The organism is Corynebacterium sp. KPL2734 (genome assembly GCF_040225595.1).
Lineage (GTDB): Bacteria > Actinomycetota > Actinomycetes > Mycobacteriales > Mycobacteriaceae > Corynebacterium > Corynebacterium rhinophilum.
The window spans coordinates 1-1,910 of record NZ_JBEHFO010000041.1; the positions used below are offsets into that span (position 1 = coordinate 1).

General features: G+C 52.1%; 2 protein-coding genes and 2 rRNA genes. 2 read left to right on the top strand and 2 right to left on the bottom strand.

Annotated features, from left to right (window positions below; translation table 11 throughout):
* Both ABRP88_RS11290 and rrf read left to right on the top strand, forming a co-directional pair.
* Positions 1–253: ribosomal RNA gene (locus ABRP88_RS11290) — 23S ribosomal RNA — on the top strand; the annotation flags it as partial.
* Positions 254–407: 154 nt separating this feature from the next.
* Positions 408–525, top strand: a 5S ribosomal RNA gene (gene rrf, locus ABRP88_RS11295).
* A 217-nt stretch (positions 526–742) separates the two neighbouring features.
* Here the strand turns inward: rrf and ABRP88_RS11300 are convergent.
* Both ABRP88_RS11300 and ABRP88_RS11305 read right to left on the bottom strand, forming a co-directional pair.
* A complete protein-coding gene (locus tag ABRP88_RS11300; protein ID WP_349837251.1) occupies positions 743–1,663 on the bottom strand; it encodes an IS3 family transposase in 921 nt (306 codons plus the stop codon).
* Positions 1,644–1,910, bottom strand: a 267-nt coding sequence (locus ABRP88_RS11305) for a transposase (RefSeq protein WP_502879897.1), incomplete at its 5' end; no start/stop codon positions are given. The genes ABRP88_RS11300 and ABRP88_RS11305, both read right to left, overlap by 20 nt.

A 1,910-nucleotide genomic window follows, 5' to 3' on the forward strand; every position in this document is an offset into this window, starting at 1 on the left:
CTTGAAGAAGGCTGTCCCTAGTACGAGAGGACCGGGACGGACGTACCTCTAGTGTGCCAGTTATCCCGCCAGGGGTATCGCTGGTTGGCTACGTACGGAAGGGATAACCGCTGAAAGCATCTAAGCGGGAAGCCTGTTTTAAGATGAGGTTTCTTTTGAGGTCCCCTAAAGACTATGGGGTAGATAGGCCAGACTTGGAAGCACTGTAAGGTGTGAAGGCTACTGGTACTAATTGACCAAAACAAACACACCACAACAACCCCCGAACACCATGTGGTTTAAGGGAAGTTGAAGAGTGTTCTTGTTTAGCGAGTAAACAAAATGTACACATTCCGTGTGTCGCGTCCACTATGCAGTATCTGACACAACACCCACACAATTGTGGTGGGTAGTGTTCTGATAGGTTTGTCGGTGGTTAATAGCTACAGGGAAACGCCCGGTCCCATTCCGAACCCGGAAGCTAAGCCTGTACACGCTGATGGTACTGCAACCGGGAGGTTGTGGGAGAGTAAGTCACCGCCGACACCAAACAACAAACAACAACAAAATAAAGCTCGTACCGAGAGGGGCAAGGACACTAGAAATTCTAGTGACCTTGCCCCTTTTTCTTACAAAGCAGCAGTGTTTTACTATCACGCCCACGAACACTCTTCACTCAGCTAGTTAGCTACTAAGACGATCTTTCCGGGACTGATGAGTACGGATCTATGAACCTAATAGTGAAGTGTCCCGGGTTTTGTTCCTAGGCATTTGCCTTGATTTCCATTATTTCTTGGGCCGGGTTGGTTTCCCAAAACTCTGACTCAACCTCAGCTGGCGTGCGATAGCCGAGGCTTTGGTGAAGCCGTACCTCGTTCCACCAATTAACCCATTCAAACGTCGCGATCTCCACGTCAACCACGCTGGCCCACGACCGCCGATGAATCAGCTCATTTTTGTAGGAACCGTTGACGTTTTCGGCCAAAGCATTGTCATAGGAATCTCCTACTGTCCCGGTAGAGGCAGCAATTCCATACTCAGCCAGCCGTTCGTTGTAGACAATGCTGACGTACTGTGAGCCATGATCTGAATGATGAATCAGCCCCGTTGTTTCCTTCGCGCTGACAATCGCCTGATTAAGCGCCTGCAGCGGCAGCGCCTCGGTACGCATTGAATCAGATAGTGCCCACCCGACGATCCTTCGGGAGAACACGTCGGTAACAAAAGCGGTGTACACGAATCCTTTTCTGGTTCGCACATAAGTAATATCGGCCACCCACAATCGGGCCGGTGCCGGAGCCTTGAACTTGCGATTAACTAAATCAGGACGCAGATCTGGTCCCTTCGGCTTGCGGGTTGTAATAGGAGACTTACCTTTGCCTTTGCCTCTGACTCCAGCAAGACGCATCAGGCGAGCGGTCTGCTCACGGCCAATGTCGATTCCTTCACGGCGCAGAGTATGCCACATCTTACGGATGCCGTAGACGCTGAAATTCTCTTCATGGACCTCGGCGATGTGCGCGACTAGAGCAGCGTCACGAAGACTGCGGGCACTCATACCACGGGCTTTTGATTGGCGGTATCCACGGGACGTGATGAAACCGCCAACACGGTGGGTGTTTAACGTCTCGCAAATGAACTCGATGGAGAAACAATCCCGATACTCATCGATGAACCGGATCATTTCCGACGTTTTGGGTCGAGTTCCGACGCGAAAAAGCCGAGGCAGCCTTCAGTAGCTCATTGGTGTCGCGTAGCTCTTGATTTTCACGGCGTAGCCTCGCGTTTTCCGCGGCCAAGTCTGCAGGCAGAGGTTCTGGGATGTTTCCCGCACGACGGGCCTGCTGGGTCCACTGACGAGCCGTGTGCCATGAAACCCCCAACTTTGGAGCTACTGCCTGGCACGCGGGGTGCATCGACATATTTTCCGC